General features: G+C 71.7%; 20 protein-coding genes. 12 read left to right on the top strand and 8 right to left on the bottom strand.

What is annotated here, in order from left to right:
• On the bottom strand, positions 1 to 2,485 hold a 2,485-nt coding region (locus ACZ562_RS25035), incomplete at its 3' end, for a DEAD/DEAH box helicase (RefSeq protein ID WP_471183121.1).
• A gap of 460 nt (positions 2,486 to 2,945) precedes the next feature.
• Between ACZ562_RS25035 and ACZ562_RS25030 the strand changes: the two genes are divergently transcribed.
• The gene (locus tag ACZ562_RS25030; RefSeq protein ID WP_471183118.1) at positions 2,946 to 3,713 is read left to right on the top strand and encodes a ferritin-like domain-containing protein; all 768 of its coding nucleotides are present in this window, start codon (positions 2,946 to 2,948) and stop codon (positions 3,711 to 3,713) included.
• 59 nt (positions 3,714 to 3,772) lie between these two features.
• Here the strand turns inward: ACZ562_RS25030 and ACZ562_RS25025 are convergent, their stop codons facing one another.
• The 4 genes from ACZ562_RS25025 to ACZ562_RS25010 form a co-directional block, all read right to left on the bottom strand.
• Positions 3,773 to 4,042, bottom strand: a complete 270-nt coding sequence (locus ACZ562_RS25025) for a hypothetical protein (RefSeq protein ID WP_471183115.1) — start codon at positions 4,040 to 4,042, stop codon at positions 3,773 to 3,775.
• A 194-nt stretch (positions 4,043 to 4,236) separates the two neighbouring features.
• The gene (locus ACZ562_RS25020; protein ID WP_471183112.1) at positions 4,237 to 4,464 is read right to left on the bottom strand and encodes a DUF3107 domain-containing protein; all 228 of its coding nucleotides are present in this window, start codon (positions 4,462 to 4,464) and stop codon (positions 4,237 to 4,239) included.
• A 146-nt stretch (positions 4,465 to 4,610) separates the two neighbouring features.
• Complete coding sequence (locus ACZ562_RS25015; protein WP_471183109.1) at positions 4,611 to 5,252, bottom strand: TetR/AcrR family transcriptional regulator; 642 nt, start codon at positions 5,250 to 5,252, stop codon at positions 4,611 to 4,613.
• Positions 5,253 to 5,464: 212 nt separating this feature from the next.
• Positions 5,465 to 5,689, bottom strand: a complete 225-nt coding sequence (locus ACZ562_RS25010; RefSeq protein ID WP_471183106.1) for a hypothetical protein — start codon at positions 5,687 to 5,689, stop codon at positions 5,465 to 5,467.
• Between the two features lie 164 nt (positions 5,690 to 5,853).
• On the opposite strand from ACZ562_RS25010, the gene ACZ562_RS25005 reads away from it, so the two are divergent.
• The 9 genes from ACZ562_RS25005 (at position 5,854) to ACZ562_RS24965 (ending at position 15,869) form a co-directional block, all read left to right on the top strand.
• The gene (locus ACZ562_RS25005; protein ID WP_471183103.1) at positions 5,854 to 6,894 is read left to right on the top strand and encodes an alpha/beta fold hydrolase; all 1,041 of its coding nucleotides are present in this window, start codon (positions 5,854 to 5,856) and stop codon (positions 6,892 to 6,894) included.
• A gap of 8 nt (positions 6,895 to 6,902) precedes the next feature.
• Positions 6,903 to 8,498 carry a DUF3152 domain-containing protein gene (locus ACZ562_RS25000; RefSeq protein ID WP_471183101.1) on the top strand — a complete coding sequence of 532 codons (1,596 nt, stop codon included), beginning with the start codon at positions 6,903 to 6,905 and terminating at the stop codon, positions 8,496 to 8,498.
• 201 nt (positions 8,499 to 8,699) lie between these two features.
• The gene (locus tag ACZ562_RS24995) at positions 8,700 to 10,439 is read left to right on the top strand and encodes a DUF3492 domain-containing protein (RefSeq protein ID WP_471183098.1); all 1,740 of its coding nucleotides are present in this window, start codon (positions 8,700 to 8,702) and stop codon (positions 10,437 to 10,439) included.
• A complete protein-coding gene (locus ACZ562_RS24990) occupies positions 10,373 to 11,530 on the top strand; it encodes a hypothetical protein (protein ID WP_471183377.1) in 1,158 nt (385 codons plus the stop codon). The genes ACZ562_RS24995 and ACZ562_RS24990 overlap by 67 nt, the downstream gene beginning before the upstream one ends.
• A 220-nt stretch (positions 11,531 to 11,750) precedes the next feature.
• The gene (locus ACZ562_RS24985; protein WP_471183096.1) at positions 11,751 to 12,710 is read left to right on the top strand and encodes an NAD-dependent epimerase/dehydratase family protein; all 960 of its coding nucleotides are present in this window, start codon (positions 11,751 to 11,753) and stop codon (positions 12,708 to 12,710) included.
• Positions 12,698 to 13,447 carry a spherulation-specific family 4 protein gene (locus ACZ562_RS24980; protein WP_471183093.1) on the top strand — a complete coding sequence of 250 codons (750 nt, stop codon included), beginning with the start codon at positions 12,698 to 12,700 and terminating at the stop codon, positions 13,445 to 13,447. The genes ACZ562_RS24985 and ACZ562_RS24980 overlap by 13 nt, the downstream gene beginning before the upstream one ends.
• 63 nt (positions 13,448 to 13,510) lie before the next feature.
• Positions 13,511 to 14,689 (top strand): adenylyltransferase/sulfurtransferase MoeZ, encoded by a 1,179-nt coding sequence (gene moeZ / locus ACZ562_RS24975; RefSeq protein WP_471183087.1) that lies wholly within the window; start codon positions 13,511 to 13,513, stop codon positions 14,687 to 14,689.
• Between the two features lie 296 nt (positions 14,690 to 14,985).
• Positions 14,986 to 15,426 carry a VOC family protein gene (locus ACZ562_RS24970; protein WP_471183084.1) on the top strand — a complete coding sequence of 147 codons (441 nt, stop codon included), beginning with the start codon at positions 14,986 to 14,988 and terminating at the stop codon, positions 15,424 to 15,426.
• Between the two features lie 167 nt (positions 15,427 to 15,593).
• Entirely contained in the window at positions 15,594 to 15,869 is a 276-nt protein-coding gene (locus tag ACZ562_RS24965) for a hypothetical protein (RefSeq protein ID WP_471183083.1), read from the top strand.
• A 160-nt stretch (positions 15,870 to 16,029) separates the two neighbouring features.
• On the opposite strand, the gene ACZ562_RS24960 is transcribed toward ACZ562_RS24965, so the two are convergent.
• The 3 genes from ACZ562_RS24960 to ACZ562_RS24950 all read right to left on the bottom strand — a co-directional run bounded on the left by ACZ562_RS24960 (position 16,030) and on the right by ACZ562_RS24950 (position 22,090).
• On the bottom strand, positions 16,030 to 17,577 hold the full coding sequence (locus tag ACZ562_RS24960; protein ID WP_471183080.1) for an alpha/beta fold hydrolase: 1,548 nt from the start codon (positions 17,575 to 17,577) through the stop codon (positions 16,030 to 16,032).
• Between the two features lie 147 nt (positions 17,578 to 17,724).
• A complete protein-coding gene (locus ACZ562_RS24955; RefSeq protein ID WP_471183078.1) occupies positions 17,725 to 19,269 on the bottom strand; it encodes an alpha/beta fold hydrolase in 1,545 nt (514 codons plus the stop codon).
• A 76-nt stretch (positions 19,270 to 19,345) separates the two neighbouring features.
• Positions 19,346 to 22,090 (bottom strand): lysylphosphatidylglycerol synthase transmembrane domain-containing protein, encoded by a 2,745-nt coding sequence (locus ACZ562_RS24950; RefSeq protein ID WP_471183076.1) that lies wholly within the window; start codon positions 22,088 to 22,090, stop codon positions 19,346 to 19,348.
• 186 nt (positions 22,091 to 22,276) lie between these two features.
• Here ACZ562_RS24950 and ACZ562_RS24945 point away from each other — a divergent pair, with 186 nt between their 5' ends.
• Both ACZ562_RS24945 and ACZ562_RS24940 read left to right on the top strand, forming a co-directional pair.
• The gene (locus ACZ562_RS24945) at positions 22,277 to 22,663 is read left to right on the top strand and encodes an MGMT family protein (RefSeq protein ID WP_471183073.1); all 387 of its coding nucleotides are present in this window, start codon (positions 22,277 to 22,279) and stop codon (positions 22,661 to 22,663) included.
• A 257-nt stretch (positions 22,664 to 22,920) separates the two neighbouring features.
• Positions 22,921 to 26,274: an ATP-dependent helicase gene (locus ACZ562_RS24940; protein ID WP_471183071.1), complete on the top strand. Its 3,354-nt coding sequence runs from the start codon at positions 22,921 to 22,923 to the stop codon at positions 26,272 to 26,274.
• The last annotated feature ends 74 nt before the right edge of the window (positions 26,275 to 26,348 follow it).

Genomic DNA, 26,348 nt, shown 5'->3' with positions numbered 1-26,348 from the left:
CGGTCTTGCGGGTGCGGCGGGGCTTGGCCTCGGTGGTGTCCGGGGTTTCCGCGGTCGCGGTGCTCGCGGCGGTCTTCCGGGTCCGGCGCGGCTTGGCTTCGGTGCCTTCGGCGGTGTCGATGGCTGTCTCGGCGGCGGCCGCGGTCTTGCGGGTGCGGCGGGGCTTGGCCTCGGTGGTGTCCGGGGTTTCCGCGGTCGCGGTGCTCGCGGCGGTCTTCCGGGTCCGGCGCGGCTTGGCCTCCGTACCCTCGGCGGTGTCGGCGGCAGCCGTCGCCGCGGACTTGCGGGTCCGTCGGGGCTTCGCCTCCGTACCCTCCGCCGTGTCGACGGCCGTCTCGGCGGCGGCCGCGGCCTTCCGGGTGCGCCGGGGCTTCGCCTCGGTGGTCTCCGGCTCCTGAGCCGTCTGGGCCGGGATCTCGGCGACAACGGCAGGGACGGCCTCGACGGCCTTGCGCGTACGACGCGGCTTGGCCTCCGCGGCGTCGGCGGTGTCGACGGCGGCCTCCGCGGCAGCCGCGACCTTGCGGGTGCGGCCCCGCGACGTCGCGGCCTCCGTCGTCTCGGCCGGGTCGACGGCCGACTCAGCCGCAGCCGCGACCTTGCGGGCGCGCCGGGGCTTCGCCTCCGTACCCTCCGCCGTGTCGACGGCCGTCTCGGCCGCAGCCGCGACCTTGCGGGTGCGGCGGCGCGGCTGGACGGCGGGAGCCTCAACCTCCGCAACCTCCGCAGCCTTCGCAACCTCAGAAGTCTCAGCGGCCTCCGAAGCCTTCACGGCCTCCGAAGCCTTCACGGCCTCCGCAGCCTTCACGGCCTCCGTGACGTCCGCGGCCTGCGCGGTCTCCGTCGCGCTCTGCGCCGAAGTCACCGTGGCCTCCGCCGACTTGCGTGTCCGGCGACGACGCGTCTTCGCGGGCGCATCGGCGGCGGGAGCCGCGTCCGGAGCGGCACCCTCCGCCGTCGTGAGAGCCGCTTCCGCGGCCTCGGTGGCGACCGGTACCGACTCCGTCGCCGCCCCACCGCGCGTGCGGCGACGGCGGCGCAGCGTGCGGGACGCGGTGGCGTCCTCCGCTACGGCGCTCCCGTCGGCCACGACTGCCGCGGACGTGTCCTCGGGCGTCGTACCGACCGACGTCGGGTCCGCCTCCAGCGGTGTCCCGCCGCGTGTGCGACGGCGCCGGCGCGGCGCACGGGCCGAACGCTCGCGCTCCGCGGACCGGGACTCGTTCCGGTCGCCCCGGCCGCCACGGTCACCGCGACCGCCACGGTCACCGCGACCGCGCGCACCACGGCCGCCGGTCTCGCCGAGGTCCTCCAGCTCCTCCGCGTCGAGCCCGGCGCGCGTGCGCTCCGAGCGCGGCAGGACACCCTTGGTGCCCGCGGGGATGCTCAGCTCCTCGAAGAGGTGCGGGGAGGTGGAGTACGTCTCCGGCGGATCGTTGAAGTTCAGCTCCAGCGCCTTGTTGATCAGCTGCCAGCGCGGGATGTCGTCCCAGTCGACGAGCGTGATCGCGATGCCCTTCGCGCCGGCGCGGCCGGTACGGCCGATGCGGTGCAGGTACGTCTTCTCGTCCTCGGGGGACTGGTAGTTGATGACGTGCGTCACACCCTCGACGTCGATGCCGCGTGCGGCGACGTCGGTGCAGACGAGCACGTCCACCTTGCCGTTGCGGAAGGCCCGCAGGGCCTGCTCACGCGCGCCCTGGCCGAGGTCGCCGTGGACCGCGCCGGAGGCGAAGCCGCGCTGAGCCAGCTGGTCGGCGAGGTCGGCCGCCGTGCGCTTCGTACGGCAGAAGACCATGACCAGTCCCCGGCCGTCGGCCTGCAGTATGCGCGCCACCATCTCGGGCTTGTCCATGTTGTGCGCGCGGTAGACGTGCTGCGAGATGTTCGCGACCGTCACGCCCTCGTCGTCCGGCGCGGTGGCGCGGATGTGCGTGGGCTGCGACATGTAGCGGCGCGCGAGACCGATGACCGCGCCCGGCATGGTCGCCGAGAACAGCATGGTCTGACGGCGCGCCGGCAGCATGTTGATGATCTTCTCGACGTCGGGCAGAAAGCCGAGGTCGAGCATCTCGTCGGCCTCGTCGAGGACGAGCGACTTGATGTGCTTGAGGTCGAGCTTCTTCTGGCCCGCGAGGTCGAGCAGGCGGCCCGGGGTGCCGACGACGACGTCGACGCCCCGCTTCAGGGCCTCGACCTGGGGCTCGTACGCCCGGCCGCCGTAAATGGCGAGAACGCGTACGTTGCGCACCTTGCCCGCGGTCAGCAGGTCGTTGGTGACCTGTGTGCACAGCTCGCGCGTGGGGACGACGACGAGCGCCTGGGGAGCGTCGGTGAGGTCCTCGGGCTCGGCGCGGCCCGCCTCGACGTCGACGGGGACGGTGACGCGCTCGAGGAGCGGGAGGCCGAAGCCCAGCGTCTTGCCGGTGCCGGTCTTGGCCTGGCCGATGACGTCGGTGCCCGACAGGGCAACGGGGAGCGTCATCTCCTGGATGGGGAAGGGGCTGATGATGCCGACGGCTTCAAGGGCTTCGGCCGTCTCGGGAAGGATTCCGAGCTCTCGGAAAGTCGTAGTCAGGGTGCTGCCTCTTCTGTGTGCGCGGCGCGAGGCGAGCGCGGGGGTCGTGTCAGACCGTGCCGGGGACGTCGGCTGCCTTACGGGCAAGCCGTAAAACACGGGACCACTGCCGACGCTCTAGCGCTCGTACCGCTGAGGGTCCCCCTCCGGATTCCGTACGCACAGTGCCGTACGGACGAGGAGGGCTGTCGGGTCGGAGCCGATCGGGCCACCGACCGGGCATCCTCATTCGTGCGGCCCGTCACATACTCGGCGGGCGCATTACCACTGTACCCCGGAAACGCGCACACGCGATGGCCGATTTGGTCACGTAGTCGTCGTCACAGTGATTGACCAGGGACTTCCGCCGTGCGGCGAGCGGGCTATTGTGCGCTTCATGACGACGCCTGACAACACCTCTGACGCCCCCGCAGAAGCCTCGGCAGCCTCTTCCGGCGGAACCGGAGTCGCAGCCCAGGACTGGGCGCAGGCTTCCGCCGACCCGCAGTACCGGGCCGCCGTCGTGGACCTGCTCGGCGCACTCGCCTACGGCGAGCTCGCGGCCTTCGAGCGGCTCGCGGAGGACGCCAAGCTGGCGCCGACGCTGACGGACAAGGCGGAGCTGGCGAAGATGGCGTCGGCCGAGTTCCACCATTACGAGAAGCTGCGGAACCGGCTCACCGAGATCGGCGCGGAGCCGACCGACGCGATGGAGCCGTTCGTGGCCGCGCTCGACGGCTTCCACAGGCAGACGGCGCCCTCGGACTGGCTGGAGGGACTCGTCAAGGCATATGTCGGCGACTCGATCGCCAGTGACTTCTACCGGGAGGTCGCTGCCCGCCTCGACTCGGACACCCGGGAACTCGTCCTGGCCGTCCTCGACGACACCGGACACGCAGGCTTCGCCGTCGAGAAGGTGCGCGCGGCGATCGACGCGGACCCGCGCGTGGGCGGGCGGCTCGCGCTGTGGGCGCGGCGGTTGATGGGCGAGGCCCTGTCACAGTCCCAGCGGGTGGTCGCCGACCGGGACGCGCTGTCGACGATGCTCGTGGGCGGTGTCGCGGACGGCTTCGATCTCGCCGAGGTCGGCCGGATGTTCTCCCGGATCACCGAGGCGCACACCAAACGGATGGCGGCACTGGGGCTGGCCGCTTAGAACCTGTGACACACGCTCTCGGTCTTCCGGGTCGCTACGCCGACGCTCCCGGGCCGCGGTCACGCCGGCGCTGATCGTCGCCGCAGTCTCCCGGCCGGGCGCAGCAGCAGCGACATCGAGGCCGCGGAGACGACCGCCGCGCCGGCGAGGTTCAGCAGGAAGTGGCCGGGGCCCAGGGCGCTGTGCGTGAGGAACGCTCCGAAGAGGCTCCCGGCCACCCCGGTCGCCAGCACCAGGGAGCGGGCGGGCAGGCGGTGGGACAGCTGGTGGACCGCCGCCCCCGCGAGGACGAGACCGAGCAGCGCGGAGCCGAGCGCTTCCAAGAACATGATGCAGTCCCTCCCACGGCCGGCCTGCGCGTTGCGGTCGTAGCCCGTTTTACCCGTGACCTGCGGAATGCAACCCTCATCCGCGGCCGAGGTGTGCTGCATCCGTGGGAAAGCTTCCGCGCGGAAGTACGCACGCGTACGGACGTGCGAGGGCCCGGCGACCAGATGTCGCCGGGCCCTCTCACTGCGGCTGCCTACAGCGCGCCGAAGCCAACCTTGCGCGGCGCCGGCTCGCCCAGCTCCACGTAGGCGAGACGGTCGGCCGGGACCAGGACCTTGCGGCCGTGCTCGTCCGTGAGGCTCAGCAGCTGCGTCTTTCCGGCAAGTGCCTCGGACACCACGCGCTCGACCTCCTCGGCACTCTGACCGCTCTCCAGAACGATCTCGCGAGGCGCGTGCTGCACGCCGATCTTGACCTCCACGGCTATGTCCCTCCGACGGTCAGTGAAGTGCGCGACCTTCCGCGCCGTACCCAGCACACATTAGCCCGGTGAGGGGACGTACATGTTCCGCCCGAGAACGCCAGGAGCGAACAGCGGACGGGAACAAACGTCCCCCGGCCACGGTGTCAGTGCTGCTCGGTGCCGTGCAGCGGGAAACCGGCGATGCCACGCCAGGCCAGCGAGGTCAGCAGCTGGACCGCCTCCTCGCGCGGGACGCTGCGGTCGCTGTGCAGCCAGGAACGGGCCACCACCTGGGCGAGACCGCCGAGGCCGGAGGCCAGCAGCATCGACTCCGCGCGCGAGAGCCCCGTGTCCTCCGCGATGACGTCGCAGATCGCCTCGGCGCACTCGACGGTGACCTTGTCGACGCGTTCGCGCACCGCGGGCTCGTTCGTCAGGTCCGACTCGAAGACCAGGCGGAAGGCTCCGCCGTCGTCCTCGACATACGCGAAATAGGCGTCCATGGTCGCCCGTACGCGCTGCTTGTTGTCGGTCGTCGACGCGAGCGCGCTCCGTACAGCCTGGATCAGAGACTCGCAGTGCTGGTCCAGCAGAGCGAGGTAGAGGTCGAGCTTGCCCGGGAAGTGCTGGTAGAGCACCGGCTTGCTGACGCCGGCCCGCTCGGCGATGTCGTCCATCGCGGCCGCGTGGTATCCCTGCGCCACGAACACTTCCTGTGCCGCGCCCAGCAACTGGTTCCGTCGGGCACGGCGCGGCAGGCGCGTCCCCCTCGGGCGTGCCGCCTCTGTCTGCTCGATGGCTGTCACGCCGCCTCCCAATGTCGTCCACATGCGGTGTGCGCCGCGCCGCCATCGTACTTTTCGGTAACCGTGGTGTGCGCGGTGAGAGCGCAGAATTTCACGGACCGGACAGGAGCGAAAGCCGCGCAGAGTGTTTTGAACGCGGACAGTACGGGCAGTGGGCGCCCCGCCCCTGCTCAGCGCGCTCTCCGGGGCAGCTCACCCGTCGCCCGGTGGCCTCACCGATAGTCGTCCTCGTCGATGGAGACGACGCGGGCCTGTTCGATGATGTCGGCCTCGTTACCGCGGTCCGGGTCCGCATCGGTCAGCGAGTCGTCCCGGTCCGGCCTGACGTCCGCCAGCTGCTCGGCGGCGTCGTCCTCGGGGGCCTCGACGTCGAACTCCGGGGCTTCCAGCGTGTCGTCGTTCTCGAACGTCTCGGGATCGGTGGGGTCGACGGTCATTGCGGGCTCCCTTCCTAGAACGTCCCTGGGTGAAACAGGGGGCCACATGCGGGTGCCCTGCGTACGAGCCTAGGAGACACGGGATCCGGACGCTATGCGATCCGCGCGCCTTCTGTGACGGCGAACACACGGGTCAGAGCGTGATCGTCTCGTAACATTGCCGCATGTCTTCGACCGAGCTGCCGTATGTGTCGGCCTCCAACGTGCTCCCGAAGGTGGCGCCCGTCAGGGTCGCGGAGGGCGAGCGGCTCAGGTCGGTCGGTCTGCCAGGGGTCACGCTGACGGTGCGGTCGAGACCGCCGGCGCGAGAGGCGCTGCCGCCCGCGCTGTACGTACATGGCCTCGGCGGCTCCTCGCAGAACTGGTCGGCGCTGATGCAGGAGCTCGACGCGGTCGTCGACGGCGAGGCCGTCGACCTGCCGGGCTTCGGCGACTCCCCGCCGCCGGACGACGGCGACTACTCGGTCACGGGGCACGCGCGCGCGGTCATCCGTTTCCTCGACGCGTCCGGACGCGGGCCCGTGCACCTCTTCGGCAACTCGCTCGGCGGTGCGGTCACCACGCGCGTCGCCGCGATGCGGCCCGATCTCGTACGCACGCTCACGCTCGTCTCGCCCGCCCTCCCGGAGCTCCGCGTCCAGCGGACCGCCGTTCCGACGGGACTGCTCGCGGTACCCGGCGTGGCCGCGCTCTTCACCCGGTTCACCAAGGAGTGGACGGCGGAGCAGCGGGTCCACGGGGTCATGGCCCTGTGCTACGGCGACCCCGGCCGGGTGACACCGGAGGGGTTCCACCACGCCGTGGAGGAGATGGAACGGCGGCTGCAACTGCCGTACTTCTGGGACGCGTTGACGCGCTCCGCCCGCGGGCTCGTCAGCGCGTACACGCTGGGCGGGCAGCACGCGCTGTGGCGCCAGGCCGAACGGGTCCTCGCCCCGACGCTCCTCGTCTACGGCGGCCGGGACCAGCTCGTCGGCCACCGCATGGCTCAGAAGGCGGCCCGCTCCTTCCGTGACTCCCGCCTGCTCACCCTGCCGGAGGCGGGGCACGTGGCGATGATGGAGTACCCGGATGCGGTGGCCGGCGCCTTTCGCGAACTCCTTGCGGATGCGGGGGAGTTGGCTGAGGATGTAGGTGCGGGCGAGAGTGCCGGGGATGCCGGGAGCACGGACGGCTCGCGCGCTGCCGAGAGTGCGGGGAGCTGAGGGGCGACGTGGGACGCCACAGCCGCCGCGGGCCCGTCCGGCCCGCCGCCAAGGGCGACACCGAGGACGCTGCCGCGGCGAGGGGAGCTCAGGGCCCCGCAGGCTCGCGAGGGCCGCAGAACGCACCGGGGGCACGGGGGGCACCGCCGTTTCCGGACGGTACGCCGGCGCATGGAGTGCCCCTTTTCCCGGACGGTACGCCTGCGCGTGGTGTTCCCAGGTTCCCGGACGGTACGCCGGCGCATGGAGTGCCCCTTTTCCCGGACGGTACGCCTGCGCGTGGTGTCCCGAGGTTCCCGGACGGTACGCCCGCGCATGGTGCCAGGTTCCCGGACGGTACGCCTGCGCATGGCTTTCCGCGGCTTGCGGAGGGCACTCCCGGGCACGGGTTTCCGCGGGGTCCCGACGGCACGCCCGCGCACGGCACCCCGCGGCTTCCGCACGGCACCCCGCGACTTCCGGACGGCACCCCCGCCCGAGGCTTCCCCAGGGTCCGTGGTGGTCACCCCGAGCAGCGTGAACCCGGTGGTGGCTGGGGGGAGTTGAGCGGGCACGCGGCCACGGGGTACACCGGGCTGCCCGGAGCTCCCCTCCCGCCACCGCGGCCGGCCCCGGCAGGGCCGCGCCATGACTACGTCGACGCCTTCGACGAGGACGTCGACCTCTTCGCACCCCGTACCCCCGGCGGCCCCGCCGACCCGTACGCCTCCGTCACCGACTGGCGCGGCCGGCCCGAGTCCGAGACCGACCCCGATCAGGACGGCGCCCAGCCGACGGGCGAGCCCGCAGCGGCGCGGGGCTCCAAGGGGCGGGCGTTCACCGGGATCGCGGCCGCCGCCGTCACCACCGTGCTGGCCGTCGTCGTGGCCGGTCAGGTCACCGGCGGGCGCGACGACACCGCCGCACAGCCGCGGTCCGCGAGCGACAAGGCCAGGGACGCCCGGGACCCGGCCTCGCGCGGGGACGGGCGGCCGACGCCCTCCACCTCTCCCGGCGTGACCATGCCGACGTACGACCAGAAGATGGACAAGACGTACGCCCTCAGCGCCACGCTCGAGGGCTCGGGCAGGTTCGACGCGGTTCCCGGCATCGACAAGGCGCCCGGCAAGGGGCAGAAGTACACGTACCGCGTGGACGTGGAACAGGGGCTCGGGCTGGACGGCGAACTGTTCGCGCAGGCCGTTCAGAAGACCCTCAACGACGACCGGAGCTGGGCCCACAACGGCGCCCGTACCTTCGAGCGCATCCACTCCGGCAAGCCCGACTTCGTGATCACCCTTGCCAGCCCCGGCACGACCGCGAAGTGGTGCGCCAAGTCCGGCCTCGACACCACCGAGGACAACGTCTCGTGCGACTCGGCCAGCACCGAACGCGTGATGATCAACGCCTATCGATGGGCGAAGGGATCGAAGACGTACGGTGACCAGATTCATGCCTACCGGCAGATGCTGATCAACCACGAGGTCGGCCACCGGCTCGGCTACAGCCACGTCACCTGTGACAAGGACGGCGATTCGGCCCCGGTCATGCAGCAGCAGACCAAGTTCCTCGACCATGACGGGATCCACTGCAGGGCCAATCCCTGGCCGTATCCCGGGAGCTGACCGCGGCGTGACGTTGCGTATGCAAGCGCTCTCTTAGCGCGACGAAACGCGGCCCGCACGGGAAAGTTACGACCGTTCACCCCTTTTGGTGGCGCGATGGACAACCGTCCGTCGCGCCACCGACATGTCCGCATACCTTCGTCCCGCTGCGAGCCGCCGGGTCAACGGCGGCTCCTCATACGGGAGATCGGGGGTGCGCTCGTGCGCATCGGACTGCTTACGGAGGGTGGCTATCCGTATGTGAGCGGTGAGGCCAGGCTCTGGTGCGACCGGCTCGTGCGCGGGCTCGGGCAGCACGAGTTCGACGTCTACGCGCTCAGCCGCAGCGAGCGCCAGGAGGACGAGGGCTGGGTCCCGCTGCCGCCGCAGGTCCGCAGGGTGCACACGGCACCGCTGTGGACGGCGGAGGACGACGGCGTGGGACACGGGCGGGCCGCGCGCCGGCGGTTCGCGGAGTGCTACGCAGAACTGGCGGCGGTGCTGTGCACGGCGGGCCCTCCCGGTCGTTCCGGCTCGCCCCGGGGAGCGGCGGCAGAGCGAGCGGCGGCACCGTCGGCCCCTGAGGCGGACCGTTTCCGCAGTGCGCTGTACGGTCTCGCGGAACTGGCCCGGGACGAGGGCGGGCTGATCGGAGCCCTCCGCTCGGAAGCCGCAGTGAACGCCCTGGAACGCGCCTGCCGCGCGCCTGGTGCTCCGCGCCCGGCCCGCGAGGCCCGCGTACCCGATCTGCTTGCCGTGGCCGTGCACCTGGAGCGCGCCCTGCGTCCCCTCTCGCTCGACTGGTACGGAGACGACGGCCTCGGATCGCTCGACCTGTGCCACGCCGCGTCCGGCGGCCCCGCGGCCCTGCCCGGACTGCTCGCGCACCACTTCTCCGGCGTGCCCCTGCTGGTGACCGAGTACGGCGTGCAGTTGCGGACGCACTACCTGGCCGCCACGGAGTCCTCGCCCGCGGTACGGGCGCTGCTCGCCGCCTTCCACGGCAGGCTCGCCGCCGAGATCTACGACCGGGCCGCGCTCATCACCCCGGGCAACACCCACGCCCGTCGCTGGCAGGAACGGTGCGGCGCCGACCGGGCGAAGCTGCGGACCGTCTACCCGGGCATGGACGCGTCCCACTTCGCCAAGGCGGGGGAGTCGCCGGAGTCGGCGGACCCCGACATGCTGCTCTGGGTCGGCAGAATCGAACCGGCCAAGGACCTGGTGTCGCTGCTGCACGCCTTCGCGGAGGTCCGCAAGGAAGAGCCGAAGACGCGCCTGCGGATCGTCGGCGCCCCCGCGGGCCCCGAGGGCACGGCATACCTCGGCCACTGCAAGGCCATGGCCGCCCAGCTCTTCCCCGACGAGGCCGAGGGCCTGCACTCGGTCGGCGACAACCCGGTCTCCTTCGTGGAGATCGGCGGCCCGGAGGTCCCGACCCTCGCCGACGCGTACGCCACGGGGGCCGTGGCCGTCCTGTCCAGCGTCGTCGAAGGCTTCCCGATCAGCCTCGTCGAGGCCATGTTCTGCGGCCGGGCCACTGTGTCCACGGACGTCGGCGCGGTCGTGGAGGTCATCGGCGGCACGGGTCTCGTCGTCCCCCCGCGCAACCCACGGGCACTCGCCGAGGCGTGCCTGGCGCTGCTGCGCGACCCCGAGCGCCGCGAGCGGCTGGGCGCCGCCGCACGCGCCCGTGCGCTCGAACTGTTCACCGTCGAGCAGAACGCCACGGCATTTCACGGCATTTACCTGGAGATCGTCTCCCACTGCCCCGTCCGCCGAGTCGTGCTCGACGCCACCGGAGAGCCCCTCCCCTTCGCCGCCCCCGCAGAGTCCCACGTGCCCGGCCGCTGGACCGAACCGGCCGCACGTGTCGTGACCGGCGGCGCTCCCGCCTGGGCGGCGGCGGGACCACACGTACGGGCCGCAGACCCGGTCCCAGCAGTGGAGGGGGCGCGATGAGCGGCTTGGCCGACCCCGTGAAGGCCCTGATGCACCGTCACCGCGAGCTGTGCGAACGGGCCGTGGACCCCTTGGAGATCGCGGCCGGGCTGGAGGCTCACGGCGTCACCGACCGGACCGCGGCACGCTTCCGCCACCGGGACGTGTTCTCCCTGGCCGAGGAGATGTACGCCCGGGTCCCACGCGACGTCGAGACGCCCCCGAGCACCGCCGCCCCCGCGGCCTTACCGGCACGCCCCGACTGGGCCGTCCTCACCCTGCTGCCCGGCGCGCTGTGCATTGCGGCCGTCGCCGGCCTGCATCACACCCACGGCCAACAGCGCCTGATCGCGGCCGCCGTGGCCGCTCTCGCCGTGGCCGTCGGCCTGCGCGCCGCTCTCGCCCGCGGCCCGCTCAGCGCCAAGGACCGCACCGCGTCGGGCGCACGCGCGACCGGCACCTGGACCTGCTGGCTGGTCACCTACGCACTCCTCGGTGACGGCCTCCTGCACCTCGCCGTCGCCGGAGGCCCGCACGACCTGCCCACCGGTGCCTCCGACGGCCCATGGCCGCTCGCCGCCGCCCCCGTCCTGGCCCTCGCCCTCTCCTGCGCCCCCGCCGCCTGGTGCGCTCACCTCTTCGCCGTACGCGCCCGCCGCAAACTGACGGCCAGCCGAAGCCTGGAGGACTTCACGGCTTCCGCCAAACCCCTCCTCCTGGGCACGTTCGCCCTGTACCTGTGTTCCCTCACGGCCCTGCTGGCCCTGTGCGGCGCGGCCTTGGAAGAGCCCGCCGACTACGCCCAGGCCACCACCCTCGGTGCCCTCCTGCTCCTGGCCCGCCTCCTCACCGTCCACGGCTTCACCAGCACCCCCGCCCTCGTCCTGACCGCGACGGCCCTGGCCCAGGCGACCGCCCTCGCCACGGTCTTCACCGCCCGTCTGCCCGGCTGGGAATTCCTGGCCACCCCCGTACAGGCGGTCGTCGACGCCTGGGGCCCGGCCGGCGTCCCCACCGTGACCTGCGGAGCGGCGGCCCTGACCCTCCTCATCCACGCGACCCGCACGCTGACGAGAGCGTCGGCGCACACACCGGCGGACCGGCCGTGGTGACGCGGCAGGAACCGCCGCGGCACCGCAGCCGCCTGCGGCGCATCCCCCACCCGCCGTAGCGACGCACGCACACGCCCGTCCGCAGGCCGCCCGACGGACAGAGCCACGACCAGCCGCAGGCACCCGGCCCAACCGCCGGAGGCAACCGCACCAACCCCTCTGAAGGAGAACCGCAGATGATCACCTCCCGACCCGAAGCCTCGGCCCCGGGAGCCGCCCGATGAGAGTCCTGCTGATCGGAGCCAACGGCTACCTCGGCCGCTTCGTCGCTGACCGCCTGCTCGCCGACCCGGCCGTCCAGCTCACCGCCCTCGGCCGCGGCGACGACGCCGACGTCCGCTTCGACCTCGCGTCAGGCAGCCCCGGCGCCCTCACCCGGTTCCTCGATGCCGTCCACCCCGGCGTCGTCATCAACTGCGCCGGCGCCACCCGCGGCGGCGCCCGCGACCTCACCCGCCACAACACCGTCGCCGTCGCCACCGTCTGCGAGGCCCTGCGCCGCAGCGGCTGCGGCGCCCGCCTGGTGCAGATCGGCTGCGGCGCCGAGTACGGCCCGAGCCAGCCCGGCTCCTCAACGGCCGAGGACGCCGTCCCCCGCCCCGGCGGCCCGTACGGCGTCAGCAAGCTCGCCGCCACCGAACTGGTCCTGGGCTCCGGCCTCGACGCCGTCGTCCTGCGGGTCTTCTCACCCGCGGGTCCCGGCACTCCCGCCGGCTCGCCCCTCGGCCGCCTCGCCGAGGCCATGCGCCGCGCCATGCAGTCCGGCGACGGCGAACTCAAGCTCGGCGGTCTCGGCGCCCAGCGCGACTTCGTCGACGTACGCGACGTGGCCCGCGCCGTCCACGCGGCCTCGCTCTCCGCCGCGCAGGGCGTCATCAACATCGGCTCGGGCCGCGCCGTCCGCCTCCGCGACGCTGCCGCCGTCCTCGCCCGGGTGGCCGGCTACGGCGGCGCCCTGCACGAACTCGACGGACCTCCCGGCTCCCTCAGGGCATCCATCGGACACCCGCGCACCGATTCCGAGCACGCGGCCCCCGTCGCGTACCCGTACCCGGACGGCTGCGGCAGCTGGCAGCAGGCCGACGTGCGCACCGCACGCGACCGGCTCGGCTGGCGGCCCCGGATCAACCTCGAAGAGTCCCTCGCCGACATCTGGATGGAGGCGGCATGCCGCATCTGACCAGCACCACAATGGGCACCGCCAGCACCGACGTCCGCACCGGCCTGGGCATCCCCGGCTATGCGCACCCCCTCCTGACGCCCACCGAGTGGGGTGAACTCGCCCGCCCCGGCACACCCCTTCACTGGGTCGTCCTCAACGTGGCGGGCGGCCCCGGCACGCTCCCCGACCCGCACTGCCTCGAAGCGGCCGGCCGACTGCGCAACGCCGGCGTCCGCGTCCTCGGCCACCTCGACACCGCGCACGGCGCCCGCCCCTTCGGCGAGATGATCTCCGACGCGCACCGCTATCTCGACTGGTACCAGGTCGACGGCTTCCTCCTGGACCGGTGCCCGACAGGCCCCGCAGCGCTGCCCGGAGTACGCCACACGGTCTGCGCGCTCCGGGCGATCCGTGACGAGGCCCACATCGTCCTCGGCCACGGCACCCACCCGTATCCCGGCTACGCCGAGCACGCCGACCAACTGGTCACCTTCTCCGGCCGGTGGAGCGAATACCGCTGGTCGCAGGTGGCGGAGTGGACCGCCGACCACCCGCCCGAACGCTTCTGCCACTTCGTCCACGGCGTCCCGCGCGGCCACCTCGAGGAGGCGCTGCGCATCGCCCGCTGGCAGGGCGCCTCGACGATCTGGTTCACCGACCGAACGGACCGCGGAGGCCGCGTCGACCCCTGGGAGGCCATGCCCGGCTACTGGGACGAAATCGTCTCGCGGATCGGAACGGGTGTCTCGGAATGAAGAAGGCCATGGCAGTGTTACCAGGAGAACAACTGTAGTGATTGACCGACCAACGGAGTCCCCGTGTCGCTGCCACCCCTGGTCGAGCCCGCACCCGAGCTCACCGTAGACGAGGTCCGCAGGTACTCCCGCCACCTGATCATCCCCGACGTCGGGATGGACGGGCAGAAGCGGCTGAAGAACGCCAAGGTGCTCTGTGTGGGCGCCGGCGGCCTGGGATCGCCGGCGCTGATGTACCTGGCCGCGGCGGGCGTGGGCACGCTCGGCATCGTGGAGTTCGACGAGGTCGACGAGTCGAACCTGCAGCGCCAGATCATCCACAGCCAGGCTGACATCGGCCGTTCCAAGGCCGCGTCCGCGCGCGACTCCGTCCTGGGCATCAACCCGTACGTGAACGTGATCCTTCACGAGGAGCGGCTCGAGGCCGACAACGTGATGGACATCTTCAGCCAGTACGACCTGATCGTCGACGGCACGGACAACTTCGCGACCCGTTACCTGGTCAACGACGCCTGTGTGCTGCTGAACAAGCCGTACGTGTGGGGTTCGATCTACCGCTTCGACGGTCAGGCATCCGTCTTCTGGTCGGAACACGGCCCCTGCTACCGCTGCCTCTACCCGGAGCCCCCGCCACCGGGCATGGTTCCCTCGTGCGCCGAGGGCGGCGTCCTGGGTGTGCTGTGCGCGTCCATCGGCTCCATCCAGGTCACCGAGGCGATCAAGGTCCTCACCGGTACCGGTGAGCCGCTGGTCGGCCGCCTGATGATCTACGACGCCCTGGAGATGCAGTACCGCCAGGTCAAGGTCCGCAAGGACCCGAACTGCGCGGTCTGCGGCGAGAACCCGACCGTCACCGAGCTCATCGACTACGAGGCCTTCTGCGGCGTCGTGTCCGAGGAGGCCCAGGAGGCGGCCGCCGGCTCGACGATCACTCCCAAGCAGCTCAAGGAGTGGATCGACGACGGCGAGAACATCGACATCATCGATGTCCGCGAGATCAACGAGTACGAGATCGTCTCCATCCCCGGCGCCAGGCTGATCCCGAAGAACGAGTTCCTCATGGGTGCCGCGCTGGGGGACCTCCCGCAGGACAGGAAGATCGTCCTGCACTGCAAGACGGGTGTCCGCAGTGCGGAAGTCCTCGCCGTGCTGAAGTCCGCGGGCTTCGCGGACGCCGTGCACGTCGGCGGCGGCGTGATCGGCTGGGTCAACCAGATCGAGCCGCACAAGCCGGTCTACTGAACACCGCCTCGCTGACCAGCGAGACAGAAGAAGCCCACGGCTCTGATCAGCTCAGATGCCGTGGGCTTCTGTCGTTGTCGGTCGGCGGCGGCTGGCCTCGGACGGCCCAGGGACGGCCGAACGGCAAGCGTTGGACGACCCTGCCTTTGCCGAAGGAGTCACTCAGAAACCTGAACACCCGGCTCAGCCGCTGGTCCGCCTCCGCCGGCAGTTCCGGGATGGGAGCAGCAGCAGCGATGTGCTCACCCGACAGCAGCGGCCACTACCGGCCGCACGAGGAATAAGGAGAAACCAGCATGGCGATTCAGCGGATGGACAACGTCGGCATCGTCGTCGAGGACATGGACGCCGCCATCGCGTTCTTCGTGGAACTCGGCATGGAGCTGGAGGGCAGGGGGGAGGTCGAGGGCCTCTTCGCCGACCAGTGCACCGGACTCGACGGCGTCCGCTGTGACATCGCGATGGTCCGGACCCCAGACGGTCACAGTCGGCTCGAGCTGGCGAAGTACCGCAGCCCCGCGGTGATCAGCGCCGGGCCGCGCAACCGGCCGCACAACGTTCTGGGCACGCACCGCGTCATGTTCGCCGTCGACGACATCGAGGACACCGTTGCCCGCCTGCGCCCTCACGGCGCCGAACTCGTCGGCGAGATCGCCCGGTTCGAGGACAGCTATCTGCTCTGCTACCTCCGCGGCCCGGAGGGCATCATCGTCGGACTGGCCGAGCAACTGCGCTGAGAGGGAGGAATCCGGTCGGGCACGCATCGGGCACGCGTGCAGCTGCACGGGTTGACCCAGTCCAGGCCATGATCCTATTGTCCGCCTTGCGCGTGGTTGCAGCCGAATGGCCATGAAAGCCAACCGGATTCTGATTAATGCCGAAATCTGATTAAGCGAGGGTAGTCGTGGGTGTGCTGCTCTCGTACCTGGTCCTTTTCCTTGTCGAATGCGGCTTGATGGCGCTGCAGATCGTCGGCGCGTTCCTGCTCATGTTGAGTGCCGCTCTGTTTATCCGGCGCTTCGCTATTGCGCGCAGGCGTCGACCCGATGGCCACTTCCCGAAAGCGACGCCAGTGGCACCATATGTGCTTGGCGGCATCGGCATTTGCTTGCTGGTTCCTACTTCGGCAGCGCTCTTCCTCGGGAAGAAGTTGGGCATCTTTGATACCTGGGCGATATAGGCCGAAACCGTTGTGCTCTGCGGGGGCATCGTCGGCCTGTGGAGGCTGGTAGCGGTCGGCTGTGGGCGCGGTGGTTGCTGCACCTTGCTGCCCTGACCCCGGCATCCCGGCCCGGACGGCGGGGCTTCGCTCACCGACGGCGCGTGAAGCCCCGCCGTCGTCATGAGCAGACCTTGCCGTCCTTCGGCACCGTCCCGTTCAGCAGGTACGCGTTCACCGTGGAGTCGACGCAGTCGCTCCCGCTCCCGTACGCACCGTGCCCCTCGCCCTTCCAGGTGAGCACCACACCGACGCCCTTGCCCAGCTCGTCGGCCATCTTGCGGGCACCCTCGTACGGCGTCGCCGGGTCGCCCGTGTTGCCGACCACCAGGATCGGTGCCGCACCGGGCGCACTCACCTCCGGAGTGTCGTGCTGCCCGGCCACCGGCCAGTCGTGGCACCAGCCGGCCGTGTCCCAGCCGAGGAAGGCCCCGAACACCGGTGAGATCCTCTCGAACGCCGACAGCCGCTTCCTCGTCTCGGCGAGCGTCGGCCGCTGCTTGTCGTCCAGACACGATATGACCCGTTGCGAGTGGGTCGTCGTGCCGTAGTGCCCTGCTGGGTCCCGCTCGTTGTAGCCGTCGGCGAGGGCCAGCAGCTCCGAGCCGTCGCCCTCTTCCGCCGCGTCCAGCGCGCTGGTCAGTGTGGGCCAGCTGGCCTCGCTGTACAGCGGCAGGACGATGCCGGTGACGGCGAGCGTCTGCGTCAGCTTCCGCCCGGACGACGTGGGCAGCGGGTTCGCGTCGATGCGCTTCAGCAGGTCCGCGATCTTCTGCGAGCCCTGCCCGGGGTTCTGTCCGGTGGCCTCGAGGTAGTCGTTCAGCGCGCGCTGGAAGCCCCTGGCCTGGTTCTCCGCGTGGCCCACGGTGTCGGCACTCGGGTCCACGACCGCGTCGAGGATCAGCCGCCCGACGTTCTTCGGGAACAAGTGGGCGTAGACACCGCCGAGTTCGGTGCCGTACGAGATGCCGAAGTAGTGCATCTTCGAGTCCCCGAGCACCTGGCGCATCAGGTCCATGTCGCGGGCGGTGTCGGTGGTGGAGACGTGCGCCAGCAGCTTTCCGGCGTCCTGCTCGCAGCCCTTGCCGAAGTCGGCGGCGTCCTCGAAGTAGGCCTGCTCCTCGGCCGGGGTGTCCGGTGTGGCGTCCACCGCCTCGGCCGCCTGGATCGCCTTGTCGCTGCGGCAGCGCACGCCCTCACTGGCCGCTACCCCACGCGGGTCCCAGCTCACCAGGTCGTACCGCTCGCGCAGCAGCGAGACGGTGGAGGCGTACGACGGCATGAAGGACACGCCCGAGGCGCCGGGGCCGCCGAAATTGAACAGCAGCGACCCGATGCGGTTGCCGCCCCGGGCCTTGGCGCGGATCATCGCGAGGCCGATCGTCTCGCCGTCCGGCTTCGACCAGTCCAGCGGCACCTTCAGCGTCGCGCACTGCCAGTCGCTGCCCGGCGCCGGGGAGTCCGCGGTGGCCTTGCAGCGTCCCCAGCCGGGCTTCTGCGAGGTCAGTGAGGAGGGAAGCGATGCCGGCACCTCGGGTGTGCCTGCCGACGGACTGCTTCTGCTCGTCTCCTCGCCGCCCTTGCCGTCGCCGGACGAGCCGCTGCTGCAGCCCCCCGCCAGCAGAGCGGCGGTGGCCGCCAGAGCCGTCCACCTTGCGAATCGCGTCATAGCATGCCCCCTTGCAGGCCGCCCGCATCGTGCCGCGGGTGGCGGTTCAGGCCATAGTAGGCGGATCACGCGAAGGCTGCTGCGGCCTGTGGATAACGCTCTGACCAGCTACTTTCTCCGGATTTCCGGGTCACTGACCGGGCGCCGTCAGGAGCAGACGGTTCCGGCAGCCGGCACCTTCCCGTCGAGCAGGTAGCCGTCCACCGCATCCTGCACGCACTTGTTCCCGCTGTCGTACGACCCGTGCCCCTGCCCCCTGTACGTCAGCTCGACACCGACGCCCTTGCCCAGCGCGTCCACCATCTTCCTCGCCCCTTCGTACGGCGTTGCCGGGTCGCCCGTGTTGCCCACGACGAGGATCGGTGCGGACCCGGGCGCGCTCACGTCGGGATGGTCTGCGGCGCCCGGCACGGCCCAGTCGGTGCAGCTGACCATGCCCCAGGCCAGGAAGTCGCCGAACAGAGGGGACGCGGCCCGGAAGTCGGGCAGTTTCCGCTCCACTTGGCCGACGGTGTACCTCGGCTTGTCGTCGGCGCAGTTGATGGCGATGTTGGCGGGGACGAGATTGCTGTACTCCCCGTTCTCGTTGCGCCCGTTCATCGCGTCGGACAGCGCCATCAGGACCCTGCCGTCACCGGCGTACGCCTGCTCCAGACCCTCGGTGAGGTACGGCCAGAAGTCCTTGGAGTACAGCGCCTGCGCGATGCCGTTGGTCGCGGCGGTCTGGGTCAGCTGGCGCGGGAAGATGCCTGGGATCGGTTTGCTGTCGAGGTCCTTCAGCAGCTCGGCGATGCGGTCCTTCACGTTCTGCGCACTGCCGCCGACCGGGCAGTCCTCGACCTGCGACGTGCAGTCAGCGGCGAAGTTGTCCAGCGCGCGCTGGAAACCCCTGGCCTGGCCGAGGGAGCCCTGCTCGGGGTTCTGGGTCGGGTCGACGACCGCGTCGAAGACGGCACGTCCCACGTTCTTGGGGAACATGTGGGCGTAGACGCCGCCGAGTTCGGTGCCGTACGAGATGCCGAAGTAGTGCAGCTTTGCGTCGCCGAGGACCTGCCGCATGAGGTCCATGTCGCGGGCCGCGTCCGTGGTGGTGACATGCGGCAGTACCTTCTTGGAGTTCTTCTCGCAGGCCCCGTTGAAGTCTTTGGTGCTGTCAAGGTACTCGGTGCGCTCGGCGGCGTCGTCCGGCGTGGCGTCCTGCTGGAAGCGGACGTCGAGCTCCTCGTCGTCCTCGCACTCCACGGGGGCGCTGCGGCCCACTCCGCGCGGGTCGAAGCTCACCAGGTCGTAGCGGGTGCGCAGGCGGGCGTAATCCGCGCCGAAGGCGGGCAACGTGGTGACGCCCGAGCCGCCGGGACCGCCGAAGTTGAAGATGAGCGAGCCGATGCGCCCGCTCTCGGCGCCGCTCGCCTTTGCCCGGATCAGCGCGAGGCCGATCGTGTCGCCCTTGGGCTTGTCCCAGTCGAGAGGCGCCTTCATGGTGGCGCACTGCCACGGGTCGCCGTCCGGCAGGGGCGACGGGGGGTTCCCGCCGCCCTCCGCCTCGGACGGGGCCGGGCAGGCCTCCCAGGTGAGCTTCTGAGCCGTCAGATCCTCGTCCTCGGAGTCGTCGCCGCAGCCCGCCAGCACGCAGGACAGCAGGAGAGCGGTGGCGGTCACGGCGGCGGCGCGCAGCCGGGGAGGGTTCGGCATGAACCCATCCTGCGGTCGCGTGCGCGAGGCCGCTCGGGGCGCGAGCCGTACGAGGTACGCCGCCGACGGCCTCGTACTACAGCGCGCCCTTGCGTGTCAGCTGGTTGAAGGCGAGCCAGCCCGGAAGCACCGGCAGCCACAGCGTCAGCAACCGGAACAGCAGCACGGCCGGGATGGCTACCTCCCTGGGGAGGCCGACGGCGACCAGACCGACGGTCAGGGTCGCCTCCACCGCCCCCACACCGCCCGGGGTCGGAGCCGCCGACCCGAGTGCGTTGCCGGCGAGGAAGACGACCGCGACGCTGGCGATGCTGATCGAGGCCGATTCGTCGCCGAAGGCCCGGATCGAGGCGTCCAGGCACATCACGAAGCAGGCGGTCAGCAGCAGCATGCCGCCGATCCCGGTCATCAGCTTCTGCGGCCGCTGCAGCACGTCGAGCATGCGCGGCACGACGCCCGCGAACAGCGACCTCACGCGCGTGACGACGAATTTCCGCAGGAACGGCACCGACGTCACCACGAGCACGAGCACGGCCACTGTCAGCAGACCCGCGATGACCGTCCGGGAGGGCGACAGCGACGGCGTCTTCTCGGTGCCGGTCAGATAGCCGAAGGACAGCAGCATCAGGATGTGGCAGCCGAGACCGAACAGCTGCGAGGCGCCCACGCTCGCCACCGCGAGCCCGGGCCGCACTCCCGAGCGCTGCAGGAAGCGCGTGTTGAGGGCCACACCTCCCACGGCGGCCGGCGCGACGATCTTCACGAAGGATCCGGCGACCTGCGCCGCCACGGTCCGCGGGAACGGCACCCGTTCGGGCACGAACCCCAGCAGGGCCATCGCCGCCGCCACATAGCTGAGCGCCGAGAACAGCACCGCCGCGACGACCCAGCCCCACTCGGCGTTGGCCATCAGCGGGCCGAACTCGATGTGCGTGAGCTGCGTCAGCAGGAAGTACGCCGCGATGGCACCGGCGATGAAACTGATCAGGGTCCGCGGCCGTACCCGCTCCAGGCGCGCCGGTTCGACCGGCGCCTGCGGCCTGATCCGCAGAACCTCGTGGCGGATCTGCGTGAGCAGATCCTCCTCGCGGGCCTCCTCCACGGCCTCGTCGATGGCCCGCTTCTCGGCCCGCTGCTGCGCGCGTACGGCCTTCTTGTCGGGTTTTTCGAGTACGACGGGCCCGGCGCTTTCCTCGCCCGCCTCCAGACGGGCCTGCTTGGCCTGCCGGGACGCGTCCAGCACTGCCTCGCGCTCGCGCTGGGCCCGCTCCCGGGCCAGTTTGCGCAGTGTCGCGCGCGTGGAGCGGCTGAGCGCGATGGGCTGCAGCATCGGCAGACAGTCGGCCACGGTGTCGGGGCCGAGGACGCTCACCGCCGCGGCCACCGCCCGTTCGGCACCGACGCGCAGGCCCAGCGTCGTCAGCAGCTGGGAGACGTCCATGCGCAGCAGCAGGTCACCGGCCGCGATCTCGCCTACGCGCAGGTCGGTGAGGATCACCGTGCCGGAACGATCCACCAGAATCGCGTCGCCCACCAGCCTGCGGTGCGCGATGCGCCGCGACTGCAGCGCTCGCACCTGGTGCCAGGTGTCGCGCAGCAGGTCGTCGGTGATCTCCTCGTCCGGCAGCGAGTCGAGGGTGCGCCCGCCGGTGTGCTCGTAGACGAGCATGACCGCGTCAGGGCCCAGCTCGGACGTCGCGATCAGCTTGGGGGCGTTGGCGCCGGCCGCGATGGCCGCGTACGCCAAGAGGGCCTCCTGCTCCAGGGCCTGGCGCAGCGACTGGAGGCTGCTGCGGGTGGCGAAGCCCCGCAGCGTCAGGTTGCGCCACGCGCGGTAGAAGAAGCCCTGTGCCTGCTGCTCCCGGTCGACCACCGTCACGTCCAGCGGCGGACCGTCCTCGAGGGTGACGAAGTAGCGGCGGCCGCGGTCGCCGGTCTCCGACGTGTCCGACACCTCTTCGCGCGCCGCGCTCACCGGGTGGAAGCCGACGGTCCGCAGACCCGCCATCAGGGTCCGTCCGGTGGGGCGGACGTTGGGGGAGCCGACCGCGTACAGCGTCCCGTAGGCCACGGTCCAGCCGATCAGCACCGTCAGGATGATCGAGAACGGTGTCGTGTAGCCGGTCACGAGCATCGAGAACGCGTCCAGGAGCAGCACCATCCACAGCACCGCGCGCCAGCGCGGTCTGCGCGACATGCCGACGGCCGTCATATAGGCGATGACGGGAGCCAGATACCCGTGCACGGGATCGGTGAGGGCGTGGATGTCGCCGGGCGAGGGCTGGGTGAGCGCTTCCTGGATCGAGTCGGGGGCGGCTTTGGCGACCCACAGGTCGGTGGCGAGCGTCACGCCGTGCGCGAGGACCGCCGCGAGCACGCCGTCGGCGATGCGCAGCCCGTCCCGCTTGATCAGCCGCTCGATCGCGAACGCGACCGGGACCAGGAGGATCGCGATGCTGGAGGCCAGACCGGCGAATCTGATGAGCAGGTCGGGTGCCTGCCCGGTGCCCTTGTTGATGTCCTGTTCGAGGCCGGACGTGGTGCCGTGCGCGAAGGCGGCGATCGCGAGCAGCACGACGACGGCCAGCACGCCGATGAGAAGCCGCACCAGGTCGGAGGGGCGGTGCACGCGCGCGGGGAGCAGTGGTTCGTCGCCTTCGACCTCCTCGCTGTGCGTCCCGTCAGCCTCGGCCACGCCCCCCTGAGTACTGTCGCCCCCGACCGCGCCGGACCGCGTCTCGTCCGAGCCGGCGGTGTCGGGGCGCGACGAAGCGTCAGAAGTGCTCTCAGCGCCCTCGGGCTGCACACCCTGCTGCTTCATCGTCTCTTCTTGATCTCGTATCACCGGTCACCGCCCGCATGATGGTGGCATGCCCCACCGGCACGCAGGTGCATCAGGGTGCAGACGCGGGGGCGCACAGTCTGCCCGAAGCGCCGCCCCGGGGCGAGGGATACGCACAGTGGCCAGCGCGTCACATTGTCGGTGGGGTGGGGCAGGATGGGGCGGATGAGCGAGGAGAGCCATCCGGAGGACGCCCGTCCCGGGTACGAGGACGCCCTGCCGGAGTACGCCGAGCGGGTCCTCGAGGTCGCCGAACTGATTCCGCCGGGGCGCGTCATGACGTACGGGGACGTCGCCGAGTGGCTGGCGGAGGGCGGCCCACGCCAGGTCGGCCGCGTGATGGCCCTCTACGGGGGAGCCGTTCCGTGGTGGCGCGTCGTGCGTGCGGACGGCGTTCTGCTCCCGGGCCATGAGCTCCGGGCGCTCGCCCGCTACCGCGCGGAGGGCACGCCCCTGAAGGAGGCGAGCAGGGCCGCCGAGGGCCACTTGCCGCGTCTCGACATGAGGCGCGCGCGGTGGGACGGCGGCGAACGCGCAGAGGGTCACACCTGACAGCTTCCGCCATCGGACGGGCCCAGGGGCACCCCGTGGTCCGTACGAGGGAATAGGGGCACGACCGCGCAATGCCGTACGTTCGTGGGGCGAGGGACGCATGTGCCGCGAGTGCCGCGAGGGAAGAATCGGAAGCCCTGCTTCCGCCTCACCCGTCGGCGTAGCGTCGGCTGCACGTGTCCCCCTCACCCCGCGATCACCGCCCTCCGCGTACGGCGGCACGCCCAACAGCACAACCACCAGGACCGGCGAACCACGTGAGCTCCTCTTCCTCCACCAGGCGCCTGTCGCACCCCCAGGTGCGACAGGGGAACCGTGGCGCTTACCGACTGGTGCGTACCCCACCGGCCCTCGTGGATCCCCCTCGTCTGGACGCCGCACAGCGCTCCGTGGTTGTCCACGCCGCCGGCCCAATGCTCGTCCTCGCAGGCCCGGGCACCGGAAAGACCACCACACTCGTCGAGTCCGTGGCGGCGCGGATCGCGCGCGGCGGTGACCCCGCGCGGATCCTGGTGCTGACGTTCAGCCGCAAGGCGGCCGTCGAACTGCGCGACCGCATGGCGCTGCGCATAGGGGCGGCCCGCGCGCCCCGGGCGACCACGTTCCACTCGTTCTGCTACGCCCTGGTCCGCGCACACCAGGACAGCGACCTGTTCGTGGAGCCCATGCGGCTGCTGTCCGGCCCGGAACAGGACGTCACCGTCCGCGGACTGCTCGCGGGCCAGCCCGACCTGGAGCGGCTCGGCCTCGCCCACGTGCGCTGGCCGGACGAACTGCGCGCCTGCCTGACCACCCGCGGCTTCGCCGACGAGGTCCGCGCCGTCCTCGCCCGCAGCCGCGAACTGGGCCTGGGCCCCGGCGCCCTGGACGCGTTCGCCCGCCGGATCGGCCGCCCCGACTGGCGGGCCGCGGCCGCCTTCCTGGCCGAGTACCTCGATGTGCTCGACCTGCAGGGCGTGCTCGACTACGCCGAACTGGTCCACCGCGCCGTGCTCCTCGCCCGCCGCCCCGAGGTCGAACGGCACCTCGCCCTGCAGTATGACGCCGTGTTCGTCGACGAGTACCAGGACACCGACCCGGCCCAGGTACGGCTGCTGCACGCCCTCGCCGGCGGCGGTCGCACCCTCGTCGCCTTCGGAGACCCCGACCAGTCGATCTACGCGTTCCGGGGCGCGGACGTGAACGGCATCCTGGACTTCCCGCACGCCTTCCCGCGCGCGGACGGCCGCCCGGCCCCCGTTGAGGTCCTGCGCACGTCCCGGCGCTCCGGTACCGGTCTGCTGACCGCGACCCGGCTGCTGACCCAGCGCATGCCACTGACCCGGCTCCCGGCCGACAAGGTGCGCGCCCACCGGGAACTCACCCCGGTCCGGGACGGCGGCCGGGTCGAGGTGTACACGTACCCGACGCCCGGCACGGAGCTGGACAACATCGCCGACATCCTGCGCCGGGCACACCTGGAGGACGGCGTTCCGTGGCACGAGATGGCCGTGCTGGTCCGCGCCGGGTCCCGCACGATCCCCACGGTCCGCCGGGCCCTCAGCGCGGCAGGCGTCCCCCTGGACATCGACGGCGACGACCTGCCGCTGCGCCACGAGCCGGCGGTGGCACCCCTGCTGACGGCGCTGCGCGCGGTGGCCACCGCGGAGGCTGCGGCGCGTCCCGAGGGGGCCGACGCCGGCGTACGGACCGAGGAGGAGGCGGGGGCTGACTCCGACGAGCCGGCGCCGGACACCTCATGGCTCGACACGGAAACCGCCCTGACCCTGCTCGTCTCCCCCCTCGCCGGCATGGACGCCGCCGACCTGCGCCGCCTGGGCCGCGCGTTGCGCGACGAGGAGCGGGCCGCGGGCAACCCGCTGCCGCCGCCCTCCGACGAGCTGCTCGCGCGGGCGCTGGCCGAGCCCGAGCGTCTGGTCGCGCACGACCCCGCGTACGCGCGCGGGGCCCAGCGTCTCGGCGCTCTGCTCAGAAAGGCCCGCGAGCGTCTCGCGGGCGGCGGTACGGCCGAGGAGGCGCTCTGGGACCTGTGGGAGGGCACACCCTGGCCCACCCGCCTGGAGCGGTCCGCCCGGCGCGGCGGCGCGGCCGGACGCAACGCCGACCGGGACCTGGACGCCGTGTGCGCGCTGTTCGCGACCGCGGCCCGCGCGGAGGAGCGCACCGGAGGCCGGGGCGCCCTGAACTTCCTGGAGGAGATCGACGCCGAGGACATCGCCGCCGACACCCTCACGCGGCGTGCCGTCCGCCCGGACGCCGTCCGCCTGATGACCGCGCATCGCTCCAAGGGGCTGGAGTGGCGCCTCGTGGTCGTCGCGGGCGTGCAGGAGGGCCTGTGGCCGGACCTGCGCCGTCGCGGCTCCCTCCTGGAAGCCGACCGCATCGGCCGCGACGGACTCGCCGAACCGCTCACCCCGGGCGCGCTCCTCGCCGAGGAGCGCCGACTGTTCTACGTGGCCGCCACGCGTGCGCGTGAGCGCCTCGTCGTCACGGCGGTCAGGGCGCCCGCGGACGACGGTGACCAGCCCTCCCGCTTCCTGGCCGAACTCGGCGTCGAAGCCAGGGACGTCACCGGCCGCCCGCGCCGCCCGCTGTCCGTCGCGGCGCTCGTCGCCGAGCTGCGCGCCACGACGGTCGACCCGCGCGTGTCCGACACCCTCAGGGAGGCAGCCGCCCGTCGGCTCGCGCGGTTCGCGGCACTCACCGACGAGGACGGCCGCCCGCTCGTCCCGTCCGCCCACCCCTACCGCTGGTGGGGCATGTTCGAACCGACCGAGAGCAAGGTGCCGCTGCGCGACCGCGACCAGCCCGTCGTGCTGTCCGGCAGCGCCCTCGACCAGCTCGCCAACACCTGCGCCCTCCAGTGGTTCCTGGGCCGCGAGGTGAAGGCCGACGCGCCCGCGACGGTCGCCCAGGGCTTCGGGAACGTCGTGCACGTCCTCGCCGACGAGGTCGCCTCCGGACACACCCCGGCCGACCTCGCCGTCCTCATGGAGCGCCTCGACTCCGTGTGGAACGCGCTCGCCTTCGACGCGCCGTGGAAGTCGGCACAGGAGAAGGAGAACGCGCGCGTGGCGCTCGAACGCTTCCTGAAGTGGCATGTGACGAACCGCACCGGGCGTACGCCGGTGGCCAGCGAGCACGACTTCGACGTCACCCTCGAAGCGGGCGACTACGAGGTACGCATCCGCGGCCAGATGGACCGCGTCGAGGCCGACGGCGACGGCCGCGCCTACGTCGTCGACTTCAAGACCGGCAAACAGGCACCCAGCGCGGCCGAGGTGGAGCGCCACCCGCAGCTCGCCGTCTACCAGCTCGCCGTGCGCGAGGGCGCCGTCGACGACGCCTTCGACGGTGTACGCCCCGAACCGGGCGGCGCCGAACTCGTCCACCTGCGTCAGGGTGCCGCGAAGCGGGACGGCGGCGACACGCTGCCCAAGGTGCAGGCCCAAGAGCCCCTGGAAGGGGAGTGGGTCGGCGACCTGCTGGCCACGGCCGCGGGCAAGGTCCTCGACGAACGGTTCACGCCGAGCGCCGGCCAGCACTGCACCCACTGCGCGTTCCGGGCCTCGTGCGGCGAGCGGGCCGAAGGGCGCCACGTCGTGGAGTGAGCCACCCGTGTGACGGGTCGCACCACGCGTGCTGACGTGCGCTTCTTCACGCCCTGCGGCCGATCGGGCATCCA

The sequence above is a fragment of the Streptomyces sp. NPDC040410 genome (genome assembly GCF_055595715.1).
The sequence above is the reverse complement of the archived record's forward strand: the minus strand, read 5'-3'. Positions and strand labels throughout refer to the sequence as shown.

Bases quoted from the DNA above. Each gene is read 5' to 3' on its own strand.
- ACZ562_RS24955 (WP_471183078.1), bottom strand. From the start codon at position 19,269: ATGCCGAACCCTCCCCGGCTGCGCGCCGCCGCCGTGACCGCCACCGCT.
- ACZ562_RS24945 (WP_471183073.1), top strand. From the start codon at position 22,277: ATGAGCGAGGAGAGCCATCCGGAGGACGCCCGTCCCGGGTACGAGGAC.
- ACZ562_RS25005 (WP_471183103.1), top strand. From the start codon at position 5,854: ATGTCTTCGACCGAGCTGCCGTATGTGTCGGCCTCCAACGTGCTCCCG.
- ACZ562_RS24970 (WP_471183084.1), top strand. From the start codon at position 14,986: ATGGCGATTCAGCGGATGGACAACGTCGGCATCGTCGTCGAGGACATG.
- ACZ562_RS25025 (WP_471183115.1), bottom strand. From the start codon at position 4,042: ATGTTCTTGGAAGCGCTCGGCTCCGCGCTGCTCGGTCTCGTCCTCGCG.
- ACZ562_RS24980 (WP_471183093.1), top strand. From the start codon at position 12,698: ATGCCGCATCTGACCAGCACCACAATGGGCACCGCCAGCACCGACGTC.
- ACZ562_RS24950 (WP_471183076.1), bottom strand. From the start codon at position 22,090: ATGAAGCAGCAGGGTGTGCAGCCCGAGGGCGCTGAGAGCACTTCTGAC.
- ACZ562_RS24960 (WP_471183080.1), bottom strand. From the start codon at position 17,577: ATGACGCGATTCGCAAGGTGGACGGCTCTGGCGGCCACCGCCGCTCTG.
- ACZ562_RS24985 (WP_471183096.1), top strand. From the start codon at position 11,751: ATGAGAGTCCTGCTGATCGGAGCCAACGGCTACCTCGGCCGCTTCGTC.
- ACZ562_RS25010 (WP_471183106.1), bottom strand. From the start codon at position 5,689: ATGACCGTCGACCCCACCGATCCCGAGACGTTCGAGAACGACGACACG.